This is a genomic window from Enterovibrio gelatinilyticus, from assembly GCF_028683095.1.
Lineage (GTDB): Bacteria > Pseudomonadota > Gammaproteobacteria > Enterobacterales > Vibrionaceae > Enterovibrio > Enterovibrio gelatinilyticus.
Genome location: NZ_JAJUBC010000016.1, coordinates 73,122 through 92,354, shown reverse-complemented (window position 1 = coordinate 92,354; position 19,233 = coordinate 73,122). Strand labels below are relative to the sequence as shown.

Annotated in this window: 17 protein-coding genes; 13 read left to right on the top strand and 4 right to left on the bottom strand. The window is 47.2% G+C overall.

Annotated elements, in window-relative coordinates; all coding sequences use genetic code 11:
* Positions 1-76: 76 nt before the first annotated feature.
* Positions 77-1,177: a response regulator gene (locus tag LRP50_RS14795; protein WP_274165227.1), complete on the bottom strand. Its 1,101-nt coding sequence runs from the start codon at positions 1,175-1,177 to the stop codon at positions 77-79.
* A 273-nt stretch (positions 1,178-1,450) separates the two neighbouring features.
* Between LRP50_RS14795 and LRP50_RS14790 the strand changes: the two genes are divergently transcribed.
* Complete coding sequence (locus LRP50_RS14790) at positions 1,451-4,183, top strand: hybrid sensor histidine kinase/response regulator (protein ID WP_420791226.1); 2,733 nt, start codon at positions 1,451-1,453, stop codon at positions 4,181-4,183.
* A gap of 61 nt (positions 4,184-4,244) precedes the next feature.
* On the opposite strand, the gene LRP50_RS14785 is transcribed toward LRP50_RS14790, so the two are convergent.
* Positions 4,245-5,897, bottom strand: coding sequence for a dihydroxyacetone kinase subunit DhaK (locus LRP50_RS14785; RefSeq protein ID WP_274165225.1), 1,653 nt, complete (start codon positions 5,895-5,897; stop codon positions 4,245-4,247).
* A gap of 402 nt (positions 5,898-6,299) precedes the next feature.
* Between LRP50_RS14785 and LRP50_RS14780 the strand changes: the two genes are divergently transcribed.
* The 11 genes from LRP50_RS14780 to LRP50_RS14730 all read left to right on the top strand — a co-directional run bounded on the left by LRP50_RS14780 (position 6,300) and on the right by LRP50_RS14730 (position 14,742).
* The gene (locus tag LRP50_RS14780; RefSeq protein WP_274165224.1) at positions 6,300-7,631 is read left to right on the top strand and encodes an ABC transporter substrate-binding protein; all 1,332 of its coding nucleotides are present in this window, start codon (positions 6,300-6,302) and stop codon (positions 7,629-7,631) included.
* Positions 7,632-7,713: 82 nt separating this feature from the next.
* Complete coding sequence (locus LRP50_RS14775) at positions 7,714-8,655, top strand: carbohydrate ABC transporter permease (protein WP_274165223.1); 942 nt, start codon at positions 7,714-7,716, stop codon at positions 8,653-8,655.
* Positions 8,652-9,599 (top strand): carbohydrate ABC transporter permease, encoded by a 948-nt coding sequence (locus LRP50_RS14770; RefSeq protein WP_016959353.1) that lies wholly within the window; start codon positions 8,652-8,654, stop codon positions 9,597-9,599. The genes LRP50_RS14775 and LRP50_RS14770 overlap by 4 nt, the downstream gene beginning before the upstream one ends.
* A complete protein-coding gene (locus tag LRP50_RS14765) occupies positions 9,599-9,787 on the top strand; it encodes a hypothetical protein (protein WP_016959354.1) in 189 nt (62 codons plus the stop codon). Before LRP50_RS14770 ends, LRP50_RS14765 begins: the two co-directional genes overlap by 1 nt.
* 11 nt (positions 9,788-9,798) lie before the next feature.
* Positions 9,799-10,902: an ABC transporter ATP-binding protein gene (locus LRP50_RS14760; protein WP_274165222.1), complete on the top strand. Its 1,104-nt coding sequence runs from the start codon at positions 9,799-9,801 to the stop codon at positions 10,900-10,902.
* A complete protein-coding gene (locus tag LRP50_RS14755; RefSeq protein ID WP_274165221.1) occupies positions 10,889-11,914 on the top strand; it encodes an ABC transporter ATP-binding protein in 1,026 nt (341 codons plus the stop codon). The genes LRP50_RS14760 and LRP50_RS14755 overlap by 14 nt, the downstream gene beginning before the upstream one ends.
* 22 nt (positions 11,915-11,936) lie before the next feature.
* Complete coding sequence (gene dhaL / locus LRP50_RS14750) at positions 11,937-12,542, top strand: dihydroxyacetone kinase subunit DhaL (RefSeq protein WP_274165220.1); 606 nt, start codon at positions 11,937-11,939, stop codon at positions 12,540-12,542.
* Positions 12,543-12,546: 4 nt separating this feature from the next.
* Positions 12,547-12,924: a dihydroxyacetone kinase phosphoryl donor subunit DhaM gene (gene dhaM, locus LRP50_RS14745; RefSeq protein ID WP_274165255.1), complete on the top strand. Its 378-nt coding sequence runs from the start codon at positions 12,547-12,549 to the stop codon at positions 12,922-12,924.
* 11 nt (positions 12,925-12,935) lie between these two features.
* The gene (locus LRP50_RS14740) at positions 12,936-13,205 is read left to right on the top strand and encodes an HPr family phosphocarrier protein (protein WP_274165219.1); all 270 of its coding nucleotides are present in this window, start codon (positions 12,936-12,938) and stop codon (positions 13,203-13,205) included.
* Between the two features lie 125 nt (positions 13,206-13,330).
* Positions 13,331-13,741, top strand: coding sequence for a hypothetical protein (locus LRP50_RS14735; RefSeq protein ID WP_274165218.1), 411 nt, complete (start codon positions 13,331-13,333; stop codon positions 13,739-13,741).
* Between the two features lie 32 nt (positions 13,742-13,773).
* Positions 13,774-14,742, top strand: coding sequence for a dihydroxyacetone kinase subunit DhaK (locus LRP50_RS14730; protein ID WP_274165217.1), 969 nt, complete (start codon positions 13,774-13,776; stop codon positions 14,740-14,742).
* 94 nt (positions 14,743-14,836) lie between these two features.
* On the opposite strand, the gene pta is transcribed toward LRP50_RS14730, so the two are convergent.
* Complete coding sequence (gene pta / locus LRP50_RS14725; protein WP_274165254.1) at positions 14,837-16,981, bottom strand: phosphate acetyltransferase; 2,145 nt, start codon at positions 16,979-16,981, stop codon at positions 14,837-14,839.
* Positions 16,982-17,134: 153 nt separating this feature from the next.
* The gene (locus LRP50_RS14720) at positions 17,135-18,331 is read right to left on the bottom strand and encodes an acetate kinase (RefSeq protein WP_274165216.1); all 1,197 of its coding nucleotides are present in this window, start codon (positions 18,329-18,331) and stop codon (positions 17,135-17,137) included.
* Between the two features lie 417 nt (positions 18,332-18,748).
* Between LRP50_RS14720 and yfbV the strand changes: the two genes are divergently transcribed.
* Entirely contained in the window at positions 18,749-19,198 is a 450-nt protein-coding gene (gene yfbV / locus LRP50_RS14715) for a terminus macrodomain insulation protein YfbV (protein WP_274165215.1), read from the top strand.
* The last annotated feature ends 35 nt before the right edge of the window (positions 19,199-19,233 follow it).

The window sequence follows — 19,233 nt, the reverse complement described above, 5'->3', positions numbered from 1 at the left end:
TACCGTGATTACCGCACTTTTAATGCTGTTCTGCATGGTTTAAAAAGTGCGGTAATTTGCAGGGTGTTAGAGCAGACTAATCTTTGTAGGTTTCAGCGATTTTTATAAAGTCGTTTTGCATATCAAACATCAAATCGACCAGCATGGGATCGAAATGTGTCCCTTTGCCCTCTCTGATGATCTCGAATGCTTCATCATGAGTCATGGCTGATTTGTAGACACGCTTACTCACAAGCGCATCAAATACATCCGCCACAGCCATCAAACGGGCGCTGAGCGGTATATCTTCTCCGCTTAGACCTTGTGGATAGCCAGACCCATCCCACTTTTCATGGTGGCCATAAGAAATCTCTTTTGCGGCGCTCAAGAAAGGATAGTGCGCATCAACTTCTTTTTCTGCTTTGACGATAGCGTCGTAACCCAGCTTTGCGTGGGTTTTCATGATCTCGAATTCTTCCGCCGTCAACTTTCCGGGCTTGAGCAAAATGGCATCTGGAATCCCCACTTTGCCGATGTCATGCAAGGGGGCGGTTTTGAACACCATGGTGATGTATTCGGGTGTGACAATCTCTGGGTACTTACCGCGAAGATAGAGTTGGTCAGCAAGAATTTTCACATAGTATTGAGTACGAAGAATGTGATTTCCGGTTTCTTGATCTCGGGTTTCAGCGAGGCTGGCAAGCGCATTAATCGTGACATCTTGGATAACGCTAAGTTCTTTGACTCGTCGTTGAACTTCATCTTCTAGGTATTCATTTTGGTCATGAAGGAAATCTTGTGACGCTTTGTTTTCTAAATGGATTTTTATTCTCGCCATGGTGATCGGCGGACTCAGCGGCTTGTTGATGTAATCCGCAGCACCTACCGAAAAACCGTACTCTTGGTCTTCTGCTTTTGATTTCGACGTCAGGAAAATAACAGGAATATCACCGCCACTCTTTTTCGCTTTTATTTGACGGCATACTTCATAGCCGTCCATGCCAGGCATAACCACATCCAAAAGAATGAGGTCAATGGAGAACTTCTCCACGATAGCGAGTGCAGTTTGTCCGTTTGTTGCCGCTTTGACTTCGTAACGGTCTTTCAGCATTTCGCTGACGAACACTAAATTTTCAGGAGTATCGTCAACGACCAGGACGGTTGCTCGCTTGTTGGGTTTATTTTCCGGTGACTCCATCAACGGGATCCTGATTTGCTTTTCACTAATTCAATCCTAGGTCTACTCTTAATATTGTTCCAATCGTGAAACACATTAATTTAATTTGAGACATGCATTTAGCCCAAAATGAGAGTCTCAACGGATCAGCGAAATCCTGGCTGGCATCTGGAAGCAGTATCCGTGTTTTCGGAGTGATGAAGGTATGAATCCGCTTCGGACAATGATGCGGGTAGGTTGCATGTTGAAATGATGGAATGGCTGAGCCTGCAGAGCGTGCCTGATAATCGCCTTATGACCAAATTGCTAATCTATATTTATGCTGTGTTTGCTTCTTTCTCTCTTCTCGCCGCCGGCAAGGAAGACCATGGATACCTGTCTGGTGTGAGCTTACCAGCAGTGAACCATACGCTCGCTGATGGCGTCACGAATATTACTACGTTGCTTGTTGTCCTCGTGATTGTTCTGACAGGAGCATTGGTCGTTCATAACTTGATCATTAAGCGCAACCAAAGTGAGATGCAAGAGCAACGACAATTACTCAGACAAGCCGAAAAACAACTGCAAATTTCAAAAAAAGCGGCGCAATCAGCCCAACAAGCCAAGCGCGATTTTCTTTCCAATATGTCTCATGAGTTTCGCACGCCTCTGAACGCCATCATTGGTATGTCTCAACTGGCACTTGATGCAGGGCTGGAAGGTAAGCAACAGCAGTATATTCGGCGGGTTGTGACGTCAGGACATGCCTTGTTGGACGCCGTGAATGCGACATTGGACTTTACCAATGTGAAAGCAGGAAACCTAGAAATTGAGTGGGTTGAGTGTAATGTCGAAACCATTCTATCACCTGTGGCAAAAGCGCTGGGAGAGCGGGCCAGAGATAAAGGGATACTGCTGTGCGTGAATGTCGATATGTCTATTCCAAAAGTCATTGACGCAGACATTGTTCGAATGACTCAGGTGTTAATGGCGTTGGGAGACAATGCGATCAAATTTACTGATCATGGAGAGGTTATCATTTCAGTATCGCTGGAATCTCGCCGTGAAGACGATGTGAAAATCCGCTTTGCCGTCACAGATACGGGGATAGGTATTAAGCGCAAAGAGCTGGAAATGTTATTTCTGCCATTTTCTCAAGCCGACACCTCAACGTCACGAGCAAAGGGCGGAAAGGGGTTGGGTTTGTCTCTCTCCAAAGAGTTGGTGGCACTGATGGGGGGCGATATCGAAGCTGAAAGCCGTGTGGGGATTGGAACTACCCTTTCTTTTACACTCCCATGTCAATCAGGGGTGCGAGAAAATACGAGGCTTGGCGGTGCTTGGTCTCGCGCTTTAACGACAAAAAGTGTTTTGGTAATCGCATGTCACACAACGCTTCAAGCTAACATTTGTGACCCTCTTGTGTTTGCGGGTGCGAATGTCAGTCAGTGTCGTAGTTTCTCCGAATTGGAAGAGTGTCAGAAGGGTATAGAGCGTGGTAACTACGCGCATCTTGTGGTGGATTGGGAGGGTATTGATCCCGACATGAAATCACTACTGACGAGCATATTTATTGCATTGGAGACTCCGCCTAAAGTGCTGCTACTGAGCGGTCCAAATGATAATTTCGATATTGTTGAAACACGCCCGCCTTTTCCGTTTAATTGGCTTGCAATGCCGACCTTGCCTTCCGCGTTGATGCGCACGTTAACTGACGAAAACAATACAATCAGTCCTATTCGTTTAAGTTCCTTTGAAACTGGGCCTGAGCTGGAACTGGAAGATGTTCCAGAGGAAGAGTGGGTGCTTCGAGATCGCGTCATATTGTTGGTTGAAGATAACTTGATCAATCAAGAAGTCGCGATTGGCGCGATGGAAAGTTTGCCGGTGAGAGTGCTTGTGGCAAACAATGGCGACGAGGCGATTCAATTATTGAAAGCACATGCCATTGATTTGGTGCTCATGGATATGCAAATGCCTGTTGTTGATGGGGTGACAGCAACCAAAATCATTCGCCGAGAAATGGGAATAACGACTTTACCCATTTTAGCCATGACCGCCAACACCGATTCACACGATGTCGCTGCCTGCCGTGAAGCGGGAATGAATGAGCATATTGCAAAGCCCATAAATTTCGAACTGTTGAAAGAGCGACTGATTTATTGGCTAGCGATTTCTGAGTACAAGCCTGAAGACACCCAACGACCTCGCTTCTCACAAGATTCCACCGTGGTGAAAAGTGATGACATTGGCATGGCGGTTGAAACGCCTCCAGCGTTGTTGGCTGAAGAGACACCATCCAACTCTCAAGTCTCAGAGCTTGACGATGTTAGTAACAATACTGAGGTAACAACCCCGCAACCTCAACCGCAACCCAAAAAAGCAGATCTTGAAGCGGACGAGACCCGAAGGAGAGCAATAATGGAATACACCGAAACCATGTTCGACCTGATGGTGGATAATGTCCCCGGTATTAACCTTGCCGACGGCGTTAAACGCTTGGGGGGCAACAAGGCAAAATATCTCAAAATACTGTCGCTTTTCCTCAACTCTCAGGTGAGTTCTGTAGAGCAATTGCTGACGTCGGATGACAATAGCGAGAAAGGCATTTTGGCGCATTCGTGTAAAGGTGCGGGCAGCAACATTGGCGCGGATGAAATGGCCGGTGTCGCCTCGGCGTTGGAAGACAAATATAACGCGGGAGAACCCGTATCAGAAAGTGAAGTGCTAGTGCTGAAATCGATGATTATCGCTGCCATTGAGAAGTTTGATGAAATAGCCGCTAGCGCAGAAGAAACGCCTGAGCCGCAAGCCGACGAAGAGATCAAACCGCTTGATGCTTATCTTGTTGAGCAGATCAATGCGTTGCAAGTCAGTTTGCAAGAGTTTGATATTGAGGTGCAGGACAAGGTGACTGTTTTGGCGAAAGCACTGCCGCAATGGTGCAACCAGCTTGAGGAGTTCCAGCGTTTGCAGGAGGCGATAGGCCAATTTGATTTTCTGACAGCAGAAGACCACCTGAAAGACCTGAAAAAGAAAACGGGTTGAGTGCCCTGTCGATGAAAGAATAAAGGAGCGAGGCAGCGCTCCTTTATTATGATTTTATTGATTATTTTTCACCTTGCGCATAACGATGAATTACGTGAAAGACTTTGGCAATAGCCATCGCGCCTGGGTCTACGTTTCCGATTAGACTGTCCTCCCTGAGATAAGAAGAACGGCCCGCACGCGCTTTTGTCATTCTGGCCGTTGCTTCTGCACCCAAGCGTGCTGCATTAGCGGCCTGTTGGATATCCCCGGTTTCGCTATATACCTCTAATGCGGGAATAGCCGCATCAAGCATCGTACGGTCATTGAGTTTAGCGCCACCATATTGCTGAACTTTGGTGATGCCCTCTAAGAGCGATATGTTGATTGACTGGCCTGAAGCATTGGCTGAAGCTACAGCGGTAAAGAAAATAGAAAGAAGAACTCCGCTTGAACCGCCCATCACCGTTGAGAGCTCTTGACCGATACACTGAAAGAGCTTTTCTGGTGTATTCAGGGGAAGTCCATCGTTTTCCAATTTGGCAAGAATCGCCTTTGCTGCGTGAGAAAATGTTGTGCCTGTGTCCCCATCACCGACTTTTTCATCAAGGGTATTGAGATAAGATTCTTGCGCAACGAGTTCCTGGCAAACGTTCACAATGAGTTGCTCAACGGTCGAATTTTCCTCTGACGAGTAGGTCGTATGGGTCGTCAAGTTATGCATTGGAACTCGGTTAACGTCGCCACAAACACCTGATGCTGGCCACGCAGTTGGCGCGACATCGGACAAGAGTGCTTCACGAATGGTGTCGTCTAGCGCTATCAAAGACAAAGAAACGCCATACATATTCAGTGATGTCATGTATGCACCAGGTTCAAATACAATATCGAGTTGATTCCGCAAGGGAGAGGCTAGAATTTTCTGAGTGATAATTTGAAGCTCAAGCTCTGTTGTAGCGCCTAGGTTATTAATTAAAAGGGCAAAGCGCTTGTTGTTATTTTCCGTGTAAGGTGCCAGCTTTTTTAGCATCATTTTGACGGCTTGTTCGGCATTGGCGATGTCGACTGTTTCGAACCCGGGCTCGCCATGGATCCCCATCCCAATTTCCGGTGCATACTTAAACTCACCCGTTTTATCATAAGGTAATGCACAAGATGAGAGCGCTAATCCTATGGAGTGAATGCCTTGGGTTGCTGCTTTCGTGATTGTCGCTATCTCTTCGAGACTTTTCCCTTGCTCTGAAAGATGCCCCGCTAATTTATGAACAAACAATGTTCCCGCAATGCCGCGAGGATTTGATACATCGGGCAGTGCAATGTCATCACCGACAATGATCATGTCGACCTGATAACCCATGGCGCGTGCCTTTTCTGCCGCTAGGCCGAAGTTTAGGCGGTCACCGGTATAACTTTTTACGATTAGAAAACAGCCGCTTTTACCTGTTGTCGCGATAATTGCTTGTAGTATCGCTTCAACGCTTGGAGAGGCAAATACGTCCCCTGCAATCGCTGCCGTTAACATTCCTTGTCCAACAAACCCAACATGTGCTGGCTCATGACCCGCTCCACCGCCAGACAAAATGGCAACCTTGCTTTTGTCCCAATCAGTCCTGAGAACAACTTTAATACTCTGCTCTCCCTCCAACATCGCGAGTGGGCGATGGGCATTGCTTGCTAGGTAGCCTTGGATAGCTAAAGGCACGTGTTGGTTGTCATGTGCAAAGAAACGACTCATTCATCTTACTCCCTGATTACTAAACATTATGCGTTTAAAACTGAACAAAAAGGTTTAGTTTTATTGGATTTAACCATTGAGTAAACATAGCATTGTTACGGAAAAACTCAATAATGTAATTTTATTGTTATCTATGGTTTGTTTGTAAATTATTGAATTTAAAATAATAAAATAAAAAATATTTTCATTATGTTGCAATTGAGTTAAATGTCACTTGCATTTTGTTAAGTATTGGTTCAGTGTTTTTGTGTGTTTAGTTAACTTTGGTTATGAACATGGTTTTCTTTGAGGTAAACCCTGAATTGCGGTGACGTACCAGAGTACGACTCGATGAAGATGGTCTTAGGCAAGGTTTGTCATGAACCCAAAAGGTTCAAGGAAGAAACAACAGGAGCTGATCAAATGAAATTAAGGCAAAAGTTAAATGCCGTCATTGCGGTAACAGCAATCGGACTCGGAGTAAGTAGTACTGCTGCGCAGAGTGCGGAGCAATCCTTAACACTCTGCTGGGCTGCTTGGGATCCCGCCAATGCGCTCGTAGAACTCTCAAAAGACTTTACGTCTGAAACAGGTATCGAAATGAATTTCGAATTTGTACCTTGGACGAGTTTTTCTTCCCGTTTCCAAAATGAGTTGAACTCACGCGGCAAGCTATGCGACCTGCTCATTGGTGACAGTCAATGGATAGGGGGTTCTGCGGAAAATGGTCACTACATGAAGCTCAATGATTTCTTTGAAAAAGAAGGGATCAGCATGAGTGACTTTATCCCTGCAACGGTGGATGCATATTCTGCTTGGCCAAAAGGATCAGACAACTACTGGGCGCTCCCTGCAATGGGTGATGCATTGGGTTGGGTATATCGTAAAGATTGGTTTTCGAGAAAAGATATTCAAAGCCAATTTGAGAAGGCGTTTGGACGAGCCCTCACGCCGCCTAAAACGTGGACGGAGCTAAAAGAAGTGTCGAGCTTCTTCCAAGGTCGTGAGATTGACGGCCAAAAAGTCTACGGTGCGGCTATCTACACCGAACGTGGCTCTGAAGGTATTACCATGGGGGCGACATCAGCGCTCTATGCACATGGCTTTCAATATCAAAACCCTAACAAGCCTTATGATTTAGAAGGCTATGTGAATAGTCAGGAAGCGGCGGAAGGCCTGAAAGCATACAAGGAACTGTATGATTGCTGCACCCCGCCAGGCCACTCGAATGCCTATATGGTGGCAAATCTTGATGCGTATAAATCAGGTCAGGTTGCCATGCAAATGAACTGGTTCGCCTTCTTCCCTGGCATTGTCAAAGACCCCAACGTTGGGGGTGAAAACTCGGGCTTTTTCTTAAACCCAAAACAAACTACCGAAGGTTCAACACTGGGTGGGCAAGGCATCTCTGTGGTTTCTTATTCGGATAAGAAAGACTTAGCGTTGCAATACATCAAATGGTTCGCCCAACCTCAGGTGCAATCAGACTGGTGGACACTGGGTGGCTACTCTGCACACCGAGCGGTGGTTGAGCATCCCGATTTTGCGAGTACTGCACCTTTTGCCGCCGACTTTGTTGAAGCGATGTCAAACGTGAAAGATTTTTGGCAGGAGCCGAACTACGCAGAACTTCTTCAGGCAATGCAAAAAAGACTTCATGACTATGTCGTCGCAGGCAAGGGCACACCAGAGCAAGCTCTTGAAAAACTGAAAGATGACTGGCAGGAAATCTTAGAAGACGGCGGACAGCTGTAATCCTACGAGGCAGGGAGAGCCTCGCTCTCTCTGCTTAACTTCAGTGACTCGCAAAAACGGTTGCACCATGGAAGTAAATAAAATGAAGTCAATACAGAGTGCTGGCAATGTTGTCAACGCATTGGAGGGCTCGTCACGGAAGACGTGGTCGATGTCTGACCGTGCAATGGCCTGGTGGTTTATTTCTCCCACCATTCTACTCCTGTTAGCCATTAACATTTTCCCTCTCATTTGGACGATCTATCTGAGCTTTACCAATTACCGCGCGAACAGACTTGATCGTGATGTGGAATGGGTGGGGTTAAAGAACTACATAAAAATCCTAAATGATGAGGATATTTGGGGGTATCTCCAAGCGACGATGCACTTTGTCAGCTGGACGATGATTCTCCAATTCACTATTGGTTTTGGTCTTGCGCTACTCATTAATAAAAACTTTAAAGGTCACAGTTTTTGGACGACCTTGATTTTGATCCCAATGATGATGGCACCCGCCGTGGTAGGGACATTTTGGACCTATCTCTATCAGCCACAATCTGGTGTCTTTTCTTACGTCGTTAACTTCTTTGTGGATGTTGGTCCCGTCGACATGATTGGCGATACCACACTTGCGCCGTGGTCGATCATCTTAGTGGATACATGGATGTGGACACCCTATGTGATGCTGATTTGTCTCGCTGGGTTGAGGTCGATACCGGGCAGTATCTATGAAGCAGCCGAGGTAGACCGTGCTTCAAATATACGTCAGTTTTTCTCGATTACTCTGCCGATGGTGATGCCATTTTTGATGTTAGCCATTTTATTCCGAGCAATAGAGAACTTCAAAATGTTTGACATGGTTGTGCAGCTAACCTCGGGAGGCCCTGGGTCAATAACAGAGTTGGCCTCAATTAACCTCAAGCGGGAAGCATTTGAAAAATGGAAGACGGGCTATAGCTCTGCATTCGCCGTTATTTTGTTTGTCACCGTATTTGGTGCCGCAAATATCTATGTTAAAGCGATGAATAAGGTGAAAAGTCGATGAGTGATTCTGCATTTTCTGTAATTGAGCCAAGCGGACGCTCAAAAAAAATGGCAGCTGCGGTAGTCATTTTCTACGGTGTGATTTCCATTGCTCCGCTGATATGGATATTGATGACGAGCTTTAAGTCGCCGTCTGATGCTATTGCTTACCCTCCTAAAGTGACATTCGAAGCCAGCTTAGAGGGGTACGTTAACTTGTTCACCAGTCGTTCGCGTCAAACCGAAGAGCACATGGCATCGTTGCCGCCACCCTCGACGTGGTATGACGAAATCGTTCGTGACCAAAACATGGTCATTACGGGGCCTTCTCGCTTTTTAGGGCGGTATACCAACTCGATGATCATCGGCTTCGGTTCGACATTTCTAGCCGTCTTCCTAGGAACGTTAGCAGCGTATGGTTTTTCACGATTTAAGGTGCCGCTAAAAGATGATCTGCTGTTCTTTATTCTGTCGACGCGAATGATGCCACCCATTGCGGTCGCCATCCCTATCTATTTGATGTATCGGCAGTTAGGGCTATCAGATACCCATCTTGGGATGATTATTTTGTATACCGCGGTCAATGTCAGCTTATCGGTGTGGTTGCTCAAAGGCTTTATTGATGAGATCCCGCGAGAGTATGAAGAAGCCGCAATGATTGATGGATACAGCCGATTTCAAGCCTTTATCAAAGTGGTGTTACCACAAGCGGCAACGGGCATCGCGTCTACCGCCATTTTCTGTTTGGTGTTTGCGTGGAATGAATATGCGTTTGCACTACTGCTGACCAGTGGTAATGCCCAAACCGCACCGCCATTCATCCCCATCATTATCGGTGAAGGAGGGCTTGATTGGCCGGCTGTTGCAGCAGGCACGTCTTTGTTCCTCATCCCAATTGTTGTGTTTACCGTGGTTCTTAGAAAGCACCTGTTGCGAGGAATTACGTTTGGAGCAGTGAGGAAGTAATGAAAAATAGATTATTAACCAGCCGCTACCTGCGTAGAGGTTTCTTGGAAAATGTCTCATGCGTATTGATAGGGCTTGGCATCTTTATGCTGATGCAACCTTTTGTCATGACCGCATTTACATATTCGTTCAGCGTCATTTTGTTCGGCACAGTCAGCTTTCTGATTGTCAGCCATTTTCCAGAATAGGAGAGAAGTTTATGGCTGATATTACAGTGGCTAATTTGCACAAACGATTTGATCGTTTTGTCGCGGTGAAAAATTCGACATTTACGATTAATGATGGTGAGTTTTTTGTCTTACTCGGTCCTTCTGGGTGCGGGAAAACAACCACATTAAGGATGATTGCAGGGCTGGAGTTACCTACCTCAGGCCAAATAAAAATCGAAGGCGATGACGTTTCATTTCTGCGCGCAAGCCAGAGAGATATTGCGTTTGTCTTTCAGATGTTCGCACTCTATCCGCACATGAATGTTCGTCAAAACATCAGCTTCCCGCTGAAGTGTCAGGGTGTCGCGAGAGCGGAAATAAAAGAACGGGTCGCGGAAGTGGCCGACATTTTACGTATTGAGCATCTTCTAGATAGCCCTGTCGGTGGGTTATCGAGCGGTGATAAACAGCGCGTTTCGCTGGGTAGGGCAATCATCCGAAAACCACAGGCTTTTTTGATGGATGAGCCTTTAGGTGCGTTGGACAGTGAGTTTCGCCACCTGATGTGTTCGGAGCTCAAAGAGCTGCACAATCGAATGGGGGCAACCACGGTTTATGTCACGCATGACCAATTAGAAGCGATGTCGATGGCCGATAAAATCATGGTGATGAACCATAGCGTGATAGAACAAGTGGGAGCGCCACAGTTTATTTACGATTTTCCCAACACCATATTTGTCGCCAAATTTCTCGGGGAACCCTCAATGAACATCATTGAGTTTGAAGGGAACGTTGCGCAGGGAGCAGACTCTGTCTGCATCAACAGTATCAAGATTGCCGTTGCGCGCATTGTCGAGGGGGTTCAAACCAAGAAACTGGCATTGGGCGTCCGCCCTGAGCATGTATCACTGGTTGAGTTCTCCCACTTAAAAGGAATGATTGATGCTGTTGAATACTTGGGAACAACACAAGTACTGACCATTAATTCAACAATTGGAACGTTAAAAGCGCGTGTTGATAGCTATATCGCTGTTGAGCGAGGCCAGCAAGTTTATCTTCAGTTAGACCCTGAACATACCTCGATATTCGATCGCGAGACAGATCAAGTAATAATGAACACGCGCTATGAGGAGGCATACCATGACAAAGCTTAAATTTAATCACGTCTGTAAACGCTTTGGTGATATTGAAGCGGTGAAGCAAATCAATTTAGACGTTAAAGAAGGTGAGTTCATGGTGCTGCTTGGGCCAACAGGCGCAGGGAAAACGACCTTATTGCGTTTGGCGGCAGGGCTAGAGAAGTGTGACGAAGGCGATATCATTTTAGCCAATCGAAACATGCATTCTGTGGCTCCCTCTGAGAGAGATGTTGCTTTCGTTTTCCAGCAGTATTCGCTTTACCCGCATATGAGTGTTTATGACAACTTGGCATTTCCACTGCGTTCCAAAGTCCGAAATATGCCAGAGGCCGACATTAAAAAGCGTATCGGTAAAGTGGCTGAAGTGCTGCGGATTAGTCACAAACTGCAAAATAAAGCAACGAAACTGTCTGGTGGTGAAATGCAGCGCGTTGCTATTGGACGTGCGTTAGTTCGCCGTCCTGCGCTGTATTTGATGGACGAACCTTTATCTTCACTGGATGCAAAACTGCGTGCGGATCTCAGGGTTGAACTGAAGAGGATTCAGCAAGAGCTTGGTGCCACTATACTTTATGTCACACACGATCAAATTGAAGCCATGACGCTGGGTGATCGTATTGGTGTATTGAAAGACGGTGAGATTGTTCAAGTAGGGACACCAAAGGAAATCTATAGCAACCCAAACAGTGACTATGTCGCGACGAGATTGGGGTTACCTCAAATCAATGTGTTGCCGAAGCAATGTTTCGATGAGCATTTTTCTGAGGAAAACGTGGCGTTTGTTGGAGTGAGAACCGAGCATTTGTCATTAAAGGCGAGCGGGGAAGGGAAGTATTCGGCAGTGGTGCGACGAGTTGAACATTTGGGTGACCAATGCCATCTGCATCTGGATTTTCATCAAGAGAAAATCACAATGCTGGTGCCTTCAAATACAACGTTGAACCCAAATGAGCGTGTGTCGTTTGATTTCGTTCATCCCGTTTTATTTGATAGAGCAGGACAGAGAGTGCAAGGGGTAACCTATTAGTCAACAGATATGGCGAGAGCAGGTGGTGAGTAGAGTGTGCCATGAGCTGCTCGCTCATCAAGATCTGCTTACGCAGTTAGATGTCGAGATTGGAGATGGTGACCATGGGTTTAACATCTCAAGGGGTGCGGAAGCCGTTTTGGAAGCCTTACCGCAGTGGCGACACCTAATGGATGGTGCCTTTTTAAAGGCCCTAGGCGAATGCGTGCTAAAGCACATTGGTGGCGCCTCAGGCGCCTTGTATGGCACCTTGTTTTTAACCTGGGGTAAGGCAGTCAACCAAGGTAAACCCATTGATGAGGCATTTTATCTTGGGGTTGTATCGGTTGAACGAAGAGGGAAGTCCGCGCTGGGTGATAAAACCATGTTGGACGTGCTGGTACCTTTTGCCGCGTATTGGCATTTTGATACGAAAGCACTCGGCGTTGAAGCGCTGACGATTGTTCAGCACCTCGCTGAAACCCACTGTGAAAACACAAAACACCTGCTTGCGAAGAAAGGGAGAGCGGCATACCTAGGTGAGAGAAGCGTTGGGCATATCGATCCCGGCGCTTGCTCTAGTATGTTGGCTCTGAAAGCCGCAATGAATGGAATGATGGAGATGACGAACCTTGAACAATCCGATTAGCTTAGTGATCGTTTCGCACTCGCGGCTCGTGGCGCAAGGCGTTGCTGATATGGCAACACAAATAGTGACCGACGCAGTGCCTATCGCATGGACGGGGGGAGCGGCTGACGGTCAGCTCGGTTGTCATGCTGATGCCATTTATAACGCGATAATATCAGTGTGGTCTCCCGCGGGCGTCGCGATCTTTGTTGATATGGGCAGCACGGAACTTAACAGTGAAGTTGCGATTGAGCTGCTTTCGCCAGAAAAAGCCAAAGTGGTCAGAATTATCGATGCGCCACTTGTCGAAGGCGTTATCGTGGCTTCTTATAAGGCCGTCGCAGGGGGAAGCCTTAAGCAAGTTGAATTGGCGGCAAATGAACTTAATCATGCTGGTGGGTAATGGAAGAGCATTTGAACACCAAGATTTGGCTAACAGGAGGTTTTGACCTCCATGTGCGCCCAGCCGCTCAATTATCTCGCTTAATGCAAGGATTTGACGCGAAGGTTGAGTTATCTGAAACGGTCGACGGCCCTTGGGTTTGTGCAACACGTCAGGCTGCTTTGGTGAAATTAAAGCTACGCTCGGCGTGCCCCGTTTACATTCGGGCATCAGGACGAGATAAGAACGCTGCGATGTCTGCGATCGTGGGTTGTCTTGAAGGTGTCGATTGTCAGCAATAAGAAAATGGATAATAGGCTATCCAATTGGTGATTGATCTTGCATCTGATATGCTGATTTCTCTCATTTAGATGGATAACACCATGCACATAGAGTTTGTCATATTGGGTTTCACGAGTGGTAATGCATGAGCATTGAAGGGTCAAAAGTTTCTAAATACAAAATCATCCTTAGAACCGTTATCGAACAGCGTCCTTCTGGTATTCGGCAGCGCTTGGCGGAGGCGTTAGGAAAAAATCGTAGTTTCATTTCTCAGATATCAAACCCTGAGTACAACACGCCGATCCCGTTTAAACACATTCCCACGATTTTTGATGTCTGCATGTTTTCAGATGAGCAGGAGAGTCTGTTTCTTGCCGCATATATTGAGGCTCATCCGAATCGGTCGGCGTTAGAGAGTAAGAAAATACAGATGGTTCATTGCTCTGTTTCATTCCCGGATATGGGGAGTGAGAAAAGCAACACTGCCATCAAAAAGGCAATTCAAGATTATACTAAGCAGTTAGTGGCAACGATTGAAAAGGTTAAAACACCTTAGTTCGAATCTCTTGAAGATTGAGACGAAATCAAATGGCAAAGGATAGCAAAGACATTTCTGTAAAAAGCCGTCTAAAGGAATTTGAACAGACCCATCAAGATAACATCGTCATTCAGTGGGATCCTTTGGTTGTCTTTCGACATCCTCACTATCAGAAAAACAAAGTGGCATTGGTTTCTGGCGGTGGCTCGGGTCATGAGCCTCTGCATGCGGGGTTTGTGGGCGAAGGAATGCTTGATGCAGCATGCCCTGGCGAAATATTTACGTCACCTTCTCCCGATCAAATCACATCCGCTATTCACCAATCTGATACCGGTAAGGGCGTCCTTTTGATCGTGAAAAATTATCAAGGGGATCGGATGAACTTTGAAATAGCAGCAGAGCTCTCGGAGAGTGATACTTTGATGGTTCTCGTCAACGATGACGCGACGCAATCGGATAGGGATTCCGCGCGAGGGCTGGCGGGCGTGGTGGTGGTAGAAAAAATGCTGGGCGCTGCCGCAGAGCGTGGCTTGACGCTTGAGGCCTTGGCTGAACTGGGTGATGACATTGTTTCTCGCACGCGAACAATCGGCGTTGCTTTTTCGACATGCTCCTTTCGAAAAATGGCTGGGTCTTTAGAAAGCCACGAAGTGGAATATGGTGTGGGTATACATGGTGAGTTAGGTATTTCACGTATTCCCAGATCGCCCATCAATGCTCTCATTCCCAAAATGATCGACGATATTCTGCAATCTTTGGAAGCCGTATCGTCTCAGCCTATCTTGATGGTCAATGGCTTGGGTGCTGCCCTTGCTGCTGATCTGGATCTTGCTTTAGAAGAAGCACAAAAAGTACTGGCTGAAAAGGGCATGCCCGTTGCGCGAACCCTCGTGGGGACGTTTGCAACAACATTGGATACTGACGGGATTTCTCTTACAGTGGTTGATGCGCGACCAGAGTGGATTGAACTTTGGGATACGCCAGCAACAACGCCGGCATTGGCGATAGGTCAGGGTTAAACAGACGGGTAGCGGATGAGTATTATCACAAACCGCGACCGACAAAAAAGCCGATGCATCAGCATCGGCTTTTTTTTACCAATAAGCGCGTGGCTTATTTAGCTGCTTCCGCGTCGTCAGCTTGTTTCGCTTGAATCGCAGTTAGTGCAACTGTGTAAACGATATCGTCTACCAGTGCGCCGCGAGACAGGTCGTTCACAGGCTTACGCATGCCCTGAAGCATTGGACCGATAGAAACCAAGTCAGCAGAACGTTGTACTGCTTTGTACGTGGTGTTACCGGTGTTCAGATCAGGGAATACGAATACAGTCGCTTTACCCGCTACTGGCGAGTTAGGCGCTTTCGATGCTGCTACGTTTTCCATGATCGCTGCGTCGTACTGAAGCGGACCATCGATGATCAGATCAGGACGTTTCGCTTGTGCCAGTTTCGTTGCTTCACGTACTTTATCAACGTCTGCACCCTTACCAGATTCACCGGTAGAGTAAGAGATCATTGCGACGCGTGGCTCGATACCGAATGCAGCAGCAGAGTCTGCAGATTGGATAGCGATTTCAGCCAGTTGCTCAGCCGTTGGATCAGGGTTGATCGCACAGTCACCGTAAACCAATACTTGATCAGGCAGAAGCATGAAGAAGATTGACGATACGATAGAGGCATCAGGGGCTGTTTTGATGATTTGGAACGGTGGAACGATGGTGTTTGCTGTGGTATGAACCGCACCAGAAACCAGACCGTCAACTTCACCCGCTTCAAGCATCATGGTGCCAAGGAAGACTGAATCTTGTAGCTTCTCACGAGCAACAACTTCGGTCATGCCTTTCGCGCCACGCAGTTCAACCAAACGAGCAACGTAGTTTTCACGTACTTCGTCAGAGTTGATGATGGTCACGCCAGCGCCTAGCTCAACGCCTTGTTGCGCAGCAACACGACGAATCTCTTCTGGGTTACCCAAAAGCACACACTCAGCAATCTTACGCTCAGCACAGATAGCCGCTGCTTTTACTGTACGTGGTTCGTCGCCTTCAGGCAGAACGATACGCTTCGCTGCTTTACGCGCGAATTCAGTTAGCTGGTAGCGGAAAGCTGGTGGGCTTAGACGCAATGCACGGTTAGAACCGACAGACAGTGATTCAATCCAGTTACCGTCGATGTGGCTAGCCACATGTTCGTTAACGAACTCAACACGCTCTTTATCGTCCGCAGGGACTTCAAGGCTGAAGCTTTGAAGGTTCAAAGACGTCTGCCAAGTGTTACCTTTGGTCGTGAATACTGGCAGGCCAGATTCGAATGCACGCTGGCACAGGCCACGCAACTGTTCTGGGATGTTGTAACCGCCAGTCAGAAGCAGAGCACCGATTTCCAAGCCGTTCATTGCAGCAAGACATGCAGCAACAATAACGTCAGGACGGTCAGCAGAAGTTACCAGCAGTGAACCTGCACGGAAGTGCTCAACCATGTTCGGGATAGAACGCGCACAGAACGTGATGCTCTTAATGCGACGTGTGTTGATTTCACCTTCGTTAACGATTTCAGCATTCAAGTGCTTAGCCAGATCGCTAGCACGAGTTGCAATCAAATCGATGCTCCAAGGCACACAACCCAGAACGCGGATTGGGCTTGAATTGAAGATTTCCATCACTTCCACGTTGCCTGATTTCGCTGCGTTCGCGTCATCAAAGACGTCAGACAGGTCAGGGCGAGTGCGGCCTTCTTCATCAACAGGTGCATTGTGCTTGTTGATGATAACGCCAGAGATGTTTTCGTTCTTCGAACCACCGAAGTTAGAGACAGCAACTTCAATGCGCTCTTTTAGCTGTGCAGGGTTGTCGGTACCTGGAGTGGTAACGAAAACAATTTCTGCGCCTAGCGTTTTCGCGATCTCAAAGTTAACTTGGTTCGCGAATGGGTGGTTACGAGTCGGTACAAGACCTTCAATCAGTGCAACTTCAGTACCTGCAGTTGCGCCTTTGAAACGCGCGATGATTTCTTCCATCAACACGTCGTTTTGGTCAGTACGGATCAGCGCTTCAGCGTTTGCCATGGTCAGTGGCTCTGCCACTTTCATGTCGCTGTTTGCTTCGATAATGGTGGTCGTCAGATCTGGCTGGTTGTCGCCATGACGTGGTTGCGCGATTGGTTTGAAAAACGAAACGCGAACGCCCTTATGTTCCATCGCACGCAATACGCCAAGACTGACACTTGTCAGGCCAACGCCAGCACCGATAGGAATGAGCATAATAGTACGGGACACGGATAATTCCTCTTTACTATGTCAAAACCAAAGCCCGCGAAGAGCAGGCTTTGTTGAGGTGTTCAATTTAGCCATTCACTATGCCAAATTGAAACGACTGATCGCATTGATCAGCCGCAAGTTCACATCAGTGGCTAATTAAATAGCAGCTAGACGTGCGGTATCTTGAGCGATAACCAGTTCTTCGTTGGTAGAGATAACCATCGCAGGAACACGGCTGTTATCAGAAGTGATAACGCCTTCGCCGCCGAAGCGAGCTTTCAGGTTGCGCTCTTGGTCAACTTCAACACCTAGAAGGCCAAGACGGTTTAGCACTAGCTCACGGATTGGGCCAGAGTTCTCACCGATACCACCAGTGAACACGATCGCGTCCAGACGGCCGTCAAGACATGCAGTGTAACCAGCAACGTATTTAGCAAGACGGTGACAGAATACGTCCATCGCGCGCGTTGCTTCTTCTTTAGTGCCGTAGTTGTCTTCAACGAAACGACAGTCAGAAGTCACTTCAGTCAGACCAGCAAGGCCAGACTCTTTGGTTAGCATGTTGTTGATTTCTTCAACGCTGTAACCCAGTGCATCGTGCAGGTGGAAAATGATTGCTGGGTCTAGGTCACCAGAACGGGTACCCATTACCAGACCTTCAAGCGGCGTCATACCCATTGAAGTGTCTACAGACTTACCGTTTTTGATAGCACATACAGATGCGCCGTTACCTAGGTGACAGTTGATGATGTTTAGTTCTTCAACTGGCTTGCCAAGTAGGTTTGCTGCTTCTTGCGCGATGAAGAAGTGAGAAGTACCGTGCATGCCGTAACGACGGATACCGTTCTCTTTGTACAGCTTGTACGGAAGCGCGTATAGGTACGCTTCTTCTGGCATAGTTTGGTGGAACGCAGTGTCAAATACTGCAACGTTTTTCAGCTCTGGGAATGCAGCTTTAGCCGCTTCAATACCAACAAGGTGTGCTGGGTTGTGAAGAGGTGCAAAGCTAGAAGCATCTTGAATGCCTTTCAGAACGCTGTCACAGATAAGTGCAGATTGAGTGAACTGCTCGCCACCGTGAACAACACGGTGACCAATTGCGCCCAAGTTTTGTGCCAGTTCAGGCTTAGAAGCCAGAATGGTTTCAACGATGAAGCTCAGTGCTTCTTTGTGTGCAGCACCTTCGCCCAGTTGAGCTTCGTGTTTGCCGTCCAATTTCCACTTAATGCGAGCTTCTGGCAGGTGCAGACACTCAGCCAGACCAGACAGGTGCTCATCACCTGTTTGTGCGTCAATGATAGCGAATTTCAGCGATGAGCTGCCGCAGTTAAGAACAAGAACCAGCTTAGACATTTGAGACTACCTATTCGTGTAAAGTAGAGTGTGTTAACTATTCGAAGAAGGATAGTTGAAAAAAAATTCACCAACCTTCTCACAAAAGCAATAAGCAAAAAATTTGTCGCGGAATAGATGCATCGCCCATCGGTCCCTGATATGCAACGAAAAACGCCAGACAGACTCACCTACTGCGCTCACCTTTCTGGTGATTTGTTGCGCTGCCGGTTATCCATATGGCGTTTCTGTGGTTGCGAGATAATCAAATCCGAGCAACAATTGATTTAGGTCGGCTAAGAATAGCGATACTTGCGGCAGATAACAAAAACTTTTGAGTCATTATTGATTTGAATTAATGTTTTTAAACTTTATTTTAAAGGTTGCGGCAGGATTTTAGCTGATAATACAGAGACATCGCTGAGAGGTATGCGCCGTATGAGCAAAAAATCGATGTGGAACAGTTTTCGTGATGGTCAGAAGTATATGACCGAATGGCCAGTCCGAAAGGAGTTGGCTCCCATGTTCCCTGAAAATAGGGTAATAAGAGCAACACAGTTTGCTGTCAAAGTGATGCCTGCTGTTGCGGTCATCAGTGTGCTGATACAAATGGCGTTCAATAACTACGCAGGATTGCCTCAGGCAATGATCATGGCGTTGTTTGCATTGAGTATGCCCCTGCAGGGGATGTGGTGGTTAGGAAGACGTCGCGACACCCAATTGCCTCCAGCTTTGGCGGGTTGGTATCGTGAGCTTCATGAGAAAATTGTGAGTGAAGGTGGCGCAATGCAGCCAATCAAAAGCCAACCTCGCTACAAAGAACTTGCGCAAACCTTAAACCGAGCATTCAAGCAATTGGATAAATCGTCACTGGAGCGCTGGTTCTAACACATCAGCTAGCATGAATGTAAACGAAAAAGCGC